Below are 6,579 nucleotides of genomic sequence, written 5' to 3'. Positions count from 1 at the left end.
CGCCCCGGCATGTATATCGGCGGCACCGACGAGCGCGCCCTGCACCACCTCTTCGCCGAAGTCCTCGACAATGCGATGGACGAAGCCGTGGCCCGCCACGCCAAGCTGATCACCGTCGATCTGGACGCCGACGGCTTCCTGTCGGTTCGCGACGACGGCCGCGGCATCCCGGTCGACCCCCACCCTAAACATCCCGGCAAGTCGGCCCTGGAAGTCGTCATGACCGTGCTGCACTCGGGCGGCAAGTTCTCGGGCAAGGCCTATGAGACCTCCGGCGGCCTGCACGGCGTCGGCGTCTCCGTGGTCAACGCCCTGTCGGACCATCTGAACGTCACCGTCTGGCGCGACGGCTTCGAATGGCGCCAGTCCTTCAGTCGCGGCCTGGTCCTCGGCCCCATCCAGCAGATCGGCCCGTCGAAGAAAAAAGGCACCCTGATCCGCTTCCATCCGGATGAGCAGATCTTCGGCGTCGGCGCCGCCTTCAAGCCCGCCCGCCTCTACCGCATGGCCCGCGCCAAGGCCTATCTGTTCCGCGGCGTCGAGATCAAATGGACCTGCGCCCCGGAACGCATCACCGACGCCACCCCGGCTGAGGCCACCCTGCACTTCCCCGGCGGTCTGGCCGACGCCCTGGCCGAACGCGTGGGCGAGCTGGAAACCGTCACCCCCGTCTTCGCCGGCCGCGCCGAGCGCAAGGGCGAGGCGGGCGCTCTGGAATGGGCCGTCACCTGGTCGCCCATCGGCTTCGGCGACGCCGACAGCTTCATCGGCTCCTACTGCAACACCGTCTCGACCCCCGACGGCGGCACGCACGAAGCCGGCTTCCGCTCCGCCCTGGTCAAGGGCCTGAAGTCCTACGGCGAGCTGATCAACGAGAAGCGCGCGGCCCAGATCACGGCTGAGGACGTCATCGCCAACGCCGGCGCCCTGATCTCGGTCTTCATCCGCAACCCGGAATTCCAGGGCCAGACCAAGGACCGCCTGTCCTCGCCCGAGGGCCAGCGCCTGACCGAACAGCTGCTGCGCGACCCCTTCGACCACTGGCTGACTGAAAGCCCGAAGCAGGCCAACGCCCTGCTCGGCTTCGTCATCGACCGCGCCGAGGACCGCCTGCGCCGCCGCAAGGACAAGGAAGTCCAGCGCGCCGCCGCCACCCGCAAGCTGCGCCTGCCGGGCAAGCTGTCGGACTGTTCGCGTCAATCGGCGCAAGGCACCGAACTGTTCATCGTCGAGGGCGACTCGGCCGGCGGCTCGGCCAAGCAGGCGCGCGACCGCACCACCCAGGCCATCCTGCCCCTGCGCGGCAAGATCCTGAACATCGCCTCGGCCACGGCGGACAAACTGCGTCAGAACATCGAACTGTCGGATCTGGCCTTGGCCCTGGGCGTGCAGCCCGGCAGCCGCTTCAACATCGAAGACCTGCGCTACGAGCGTATCGTCATCATGACTGACGCCGACGTGGACGGCGCCCACATCGCGGCCCTACTGATCACCTTCTTCTATCGCGCCATGCCCGAGACGATCCGTCAGGGTCGCCTCTTCATGGCCCTGCCGCCGCTCTATCGGATTTCGGCCGGCCCCCTGTCGGAATACGCCCGCGACGACGCCCACCGCGACGAGCTGCTGGCCACCGTCTTCAAGGGCAAGAAGGTCGAGATCGGGCGCTTCAAGGGCCTGGGCGAGATGATGGCCTCGCAACTGAAAGAGACCACCATGGACCCGAAGAAACGGACCCTGGCGCGCGTCTCCCTGCCCGACAGCGAGGAAGAGATCGAGGATCTGGTCGAACGCCTGATGGGCCGCAAGGCCGAGGCCCGCTACCAGTTCATCCAGGAAAACGCCCGCTTCGCCGTGGCGGATCTGGACGTCTAAATCGCCTTCCTTCGCCTGGCTGGCTTCCTTCTCCCGGTGGGAGAAGGTGGCCCGCAGGGCCGGATGAGGGTCGGCGCTTCGCCTCGGCGAAGCCGCCTCGCTTACGTCTGACAAAGACCCGGATGTGCACGCTATCGCCGTGCAGCCATCACAAGTCGCAGACGCAAACCATTGAAAAGACAGCCCTAGAGCTGGCGACCAGCGTCATCTGCTCGCCCAGGCGCCGGATCAGCTCAGACTGCGGGCTGTTCTTTGACATCACCGCCCGCCCCGGTCCGCCCAGGCCCCCGGCTCAGACCTTTCCGAAAATCGTGCCTGACGCCGTGATCCGGTCCCGCTCCCTCCCGGCTCAGGCCGAGATCAGCGGGACCAAAGCCGCCGCCGCTGATGGCACCAATTGCACTGTTTTTTCTTGATGCAGTGCAATAGCCAACCCGCTCCCCGTCCCTAGAGGCCAAGACCTTCCGCCACCTTGGCCGCAACCGCCGCGAACCGGGCCGCCACCTCGCCGTCCGGCTCCGCCGAGACCAGCGGTCGGCCCTCATCCCCCGCCTGACGCAGGGTCGCGTCCAGCGGCAGGTCTCCGAGGAAGGCCACGCCCAGCCGGGCCGCCTCGGCCTCGGCCCCGCCGCGCCCGAACACGTCTCCGCTCATGTTCTCGATCAGGCCCAGGGTCGGCACGTTGACGCGTTGGAACAAGGTATGCGCCCTACGCGCATCGGCCAGCGCCACCTCCTGCGGGGTCGAGACGATAACCGCCCCGTCCAGCGGCGTCTTCTGGATCAGGGTCAGTTGCACGTCGCCGGTGCCGGGTGGCAGGTCCACCACCAGCACGTCCAGCGGCGCGTCTTCCGTGCCCCACCGCGTCTGGGTCAGCATCTGGGTGATGGCCTGCGACGCCATCGGCCCGCGCCAGATCATGGCGTCGTCAGCCTTGGTCAACAGGCCCACCGACATGGCCTTCAGCCCAAACGCGACGTGCGGCACGATGGCCCCGTCCACATAGGCCGGCTGGCCCGACAGCCCCAGCATGGTCGGCAGCGACGGTCCATAGACGTCGGCGTCCAGAATACCGACCGACAGGCCCCTCGCCGCCAGCGCCGCCGCCAGATTGACCGCCACTGTCGACTTGCCGACCCCGCCCTTGCCGCTGGCCACAGCCAGAACCCGCTTCACATGGGCCGGACGCTCGGTCGGAACCGGCGCCTTGGCTCGTCCCTGATCGGTCGCAGCCTTCGACAGGCCCGCCGTGCGACGGGGAGCCGCAGCCGCCACGGCCTCGGCGGTCAGCACGACCGAGACCCGCGCCATGCCCGGCATGACCTTCAACGCCGCCTCGGCCGCGTCGCGCACGGGGGCGTAGATGGCCGTCTCACCCGCCGGAACCTCCATGACGAAGCCGGCTCGGTCCTCGGCCACCGTCAGCCCCTGAACCAGGCCGGCGGCGACCAGCCCCTGCCCCGATTTCGGGTCCACAACGGCGTCGAGGGCGGCGATTACAGCGGTGCGGTCGATCAAGGCTCTGCTCCTTGGCCCTTGCCGGGCCGGTCGCGGGCGTTCTATCGCCCTCTGGTCCTGTTCGCGAGCCTGTTCCTTTGACCAAAACGCCCCGCCTCACCCTGATCGCCGGCGCGACCGCCTCGGGCAAGTCGCGTCTGGCGCTGGACATGGCGGCGAAGACCGGCGCGGTCATCATCAACGCCGACAGCCAGCAGCTCTACGTCGACCTGCGCATCCTCAGCGCCCGCCCTTCGCTTGAGGACGAAGCCCGCGCCGAACACCGCCTCTACGGCGTCGCCGACGCCGCAGAATCCTGGTCCGTCGGCCGCTGGACCCGCGCCGTCATGCCGCTGCTGGAGGAACTGACCGCTCAGGACCGCCCCGCCCTGCTGGTCGGCGGCACCGGCCTCTATTTCAACGCCCTGACGCGCGGCCTGGCCGACATTCCCGCCGTGCCCGACGCCGTCCGCGACACGGTCCAGGCCGCCTATGACCTTGAGGGCGAAGCCGCCTTCCGTCGCCGCCTGGCCGAGGTCGATCCGACCGCCGCCGCCGCCATCACCCCCGGCGACCGCCAGCGCCTAATCCGCGCCCTGGCCGTGGCCCAGGCCACCGGGCGCGCGCTCAGCGACTGGAAGGCCGACACCAAGCCCCTGCTGGCGCCGGGTTCCTATGAGGCCCTCGTCGTCGAGCCGCCCCGCGACCGCCTCTACGCCGCCTGCGACGTCCGGGTCAGCCAGATGATCCAGAACGGCGCCCTGGACGAGGTCCGCGCCCTGCTCGCCCGCAACCTCTACCCGACCCTGCCCGCCATGAAGGCCGTCGGCGTCCCCGAACTGGCCGCCCATCTGTCGGGCGCCACAACCCTGGACCAGGCCGTCGCCGCCATCCGCCTGTCCACCCGCCACTACGCCAAGCGCCAGCTGACCTGGTTCAGGAATCAGACCTCGGACTGGGCGCGCGTTTCGCCGGGGATCTAGCCTCGCGCCCCGCGCCACCGCCGCCCGCCGCAAGCGGTTGAACGTCGGGCACTCCATATGGCTGGGCGCCGGACATTCCGCTGCATGACGCAGGGCTTTGCTTAGGGCGGTCAGCCGCCGGATCGTCTGATCCAGCTCATCCGCCCTGTCCGCCAGCCTGGCCCGATCAATCCGCGGCGGACCGTCGAGACCCAGCATGTCTCCGATCTCGTCCAGCGAGAAACCCGCCGAGCGCCCGAGGGCGATCAGCGACAGCCGGTCCAGCGCCTCCCCGTCGAACAGCCGCCTCAAGCCGCGCCGCCCGACCGAGGCGATCAGTCCCTTTTCCTCATAGAATCGCAGCGTCGAAGCGGGCAATCCGCACAGCTCCGCCACCTCGCCGATATCCAGCAGCTTCACGGTTGACCTCAAGTGGGCTTGAAGTCGTATCGTCGCGCGGACCGAGACCAGATACAAGGACGCCGCCATGACCCAATCGCCTATCCCGCCCAATCAAACGCAATCGGCGCTGTGGAACTCACGCGGCGGCGAGGTATGGGTCGAGCAGCAGCAGCTTCTGGACCGCCTGTTCCTGCCGTTTGAGCGCCTGCTGGCGGACGAAGTCGCAGCCGGCGGCGCCCGCAACATCCTCGATATCGGTTGCGGGGCAGGCGCGACGACCCTGGCAGCCGCCCGACGACTGGCGCCCGCCGGGCAATGCACCGGACTGGATATCTCGGCGCCCCTGATCGCCGCCGCCCGCCGTCGCGCCGAGACCGAGAGCCTGGCCAACGCCCAGTTCATCGCCGGGGACGCACAAGGCCATGCCTTCGCCCCCGACAGCTTCGACGCCGTCATCTCGCGCTTCGGCGTCATGTTCTTCGATGACCCGGCGGAGGCCTTCGCCAATCTGCGCCGGGCCGTTCGTGACGGAGGCGATCTGACCTTCATCGCCTGGCGCGGTACGGTGGAAAATCCCTTCATGGTCGCCGCCGAGCAGGCCGCTGCCCCCTACCTGCCCAAACTTGAGCCCCGCGATCCTTCAGCCCCAGGCCAGTTCGCCTTCGCCGACGCCGACCGGGTGCGCGCCATTCTGGAGCCGTCATGGCGCGACATCGACATTCAGCCGCTCGACGCGCCCTGCACCCTGTCGGCGGACGACCTCGCCACCTATGCCGCACGCATGGGGCGCGTCGGCCAAATACTGCCTGATCTGGACGAAGCCACCCGGACCAGGGTGATCGACGCGGTCAATCAGGCCTTCTCGCTCTTTGTGGCCGACGGCGTCGCCCGTTTCACCGCCGCCTGCTGGTTGGTTCGCGCGCGAGCCAGATAGGCCTCATCGACTATCCCACTGTAAAATCGACGCAGACGACGCTGCGCCCTTGGAACGCGCGGGCTGAGAGCCTATATTGGTCATGTCCGGGTTCGCCCGGACTATGGCGATAAACGCGCCTGTAATAAGCGGACCGGACCCGGGTGCGATTCCCGGCGGCTCCACCAAATCTCTCACCGCGTTATCGGCGGGAGCTGCGGGGCCGACTAGCATCGACGGACGTGTAAAGAGGATGCTTTTGCCCGTCTTGGCCCACCGTATCGGGCCATTTTCTAACTGCGAACGATAACTTCGCTGGAGAAGTCCGCCTCGCCGCGTAATGCGGTTCGGTAGATTTCGAACACTTAAGTCCTGAGGGATCAGTTCCTCAGGCGGGGCCCGGAGGGCGCCTGCCAACAGAAGCCCTCCACTTTCCCCAAATCACCATCTTCCGTCATTCCCCTGTCGCGGGTAACAGTCGCGCGTACCCAGTTTCGAGGCTTCCGATGACGGATCAATCTCCCCCGGTCGACGAGATGTTCTATGAGCAGCTCGCCCAGGACGCCCTGCGCGGCGTGGTCCGCTCGGCGCTTGAACGCGCCGCCGAGCCCGCCGGCATTCCCGGCGCGCACCATTTCTACATCACGTTCAAGACACGGGCGCCTGGCGTCTCGGTGCCGCCGGACGTGCTGGCCAAATACCCGGACGAGATGACCATCGTCCTGCAGCATCAGTATTGGGACCTGGACGTCCAGCACGACCGCTTCTCGATCATGCTGAAGTTCGGCGGCATGCCCAAGGTCCTGGCCATGCCCTATTCGGCCGTGACCCGCTTCTACGACCCCAGCGTGCAGTTCCTGCTGCAGTTCGAAGAGCCCGAGATCGTCGAGGCCGAGATCGCGCCGCTGACGCCCCCTGCCCGCGACCCGAACG

General features: G+C 68.0%; 5 protein-coding genes, 1 other RNA gene and 1 pseudogene. 5 read left to right on the top strand and 2 right to left on the bottom strand.

Annotated elements, in window-relative coordinates; translation table 11 throughout:
• Positions 1 to 1,872: DNA topoisomerase IV subunit B (locus HX774_RS18600; protein WP_178828921.1), on the top strand; the 1,872-nt coding region annotated here is incomplete at its 5' end.
• Positions 1,873 to 2,319: 447 nt separating this feature from the next.
• Here the strand turns inward: HX774_RS18600 and HX774_RS18595 are convergent.
• The gene (locus tag HX774_RS18595) at positions 2,320 to 3,390 is read right to left on the bottom strand and encodes an Mrp/NBP35 family ATP-binding protein (RefSeq protein WP_178828920.1); all 1,071 of its coding nucleotides are present in this window, start codon (positions 3,388 to 3,390) and stop codon (positions 2,320 to 2,322) included.
• 77 nt (positions 3,391 to 3,467) lie between these two features.
• On the opposite strand from HX774_RS18595, the gene miaA reads away from it, so the two are divergent.
• Positions 3,468 to 4,352 carry a tRNA (adenosine(37)-N6)-dimethylallyltransferase MiaA gene (miaA, locus tag HX774_RS18590; RefSeq protein WP_178828919.1) on the top strand — a complete coding sequence of 295 codons (885 nt, stop codon included), beginning with the start codon at positions 3,468 to 3,470 and terminating at the stop codon, positions 4,350 to 4,352.
• A gap of 96 nt (positions 4,353 to 4,448) precedes the next feature.
• Here the strand turns inward: miaA and HX774_RS18585 are convergent.
• Positions 4,449 to 4,820, bottom strand: a pseudogene (locus HX774_RS18585) (MerR family transcriptional regulator); the annotation flags it as partial.
• Between HX774_RS18585 and HX774_RS18580 the strand changes: the two are divergent.
• The 3 genes from HX774_RS18580 to HX774_RS18570 all read left to right on the top strand — a co-directional run.
• Positions 4,819 to 5,667: a class I SAM-dependent methyltransferase gene (locus tag HX774_RS18580; RefSeq protein ID WP_178828918.1), complete on the top strand. Its 849-nt coding sequence runs from the start codon at positions 4,819 to 4,821 to the stop codon at positions 5,665 to 5,667. The pseudogene HX774_RS18585 and the gene HX774_RS18580 sit on opposite strands and share 2 nt — an antisense overlap.
• 45 nt (positions 5,668 to 5,712) lie before the next feature.
• Positions 5,713 to 6,078: a transfer-messenger RNA gene (gene ssrA / locus HX774_RS18575) on the top strand.
• A 74-nt stretch (positions 6,079 to 6,152) separates the two neighbouring features.
• The coding region (locus tag HX774_RS18570; RefSeq protein WP_178828917.1) for an SspB family protein at positions 6,153 to 6,579 on the top strand (427 nt) is incomplete at its 3' end.

This window comes from Brevundimonas sp. P7753 (assembly GCF_013386595.1).
In the GTDB taxonomy this organism is placed as follows: domain Bacteria; phylum Pseudomonadota; class Alphaproteobacteria; order Caulobacterales; family Caulobacteraceae; genus Brevundimonas; species Brevundimonas bullata.
Note: the sequence above shows the minus strand (reverse complement) of the source record. Positions and strands in the feature narration are given on the sequence as shown.

Coding starts and splice junctions, on each gene's coding strand:
- HX774_RS18580 (WP_178828918.1), top strand. CDS start 4,819: ATGACCCAATCGCCTATCCCGCCCAATCAAACGCAATCGGCGCTGTGG.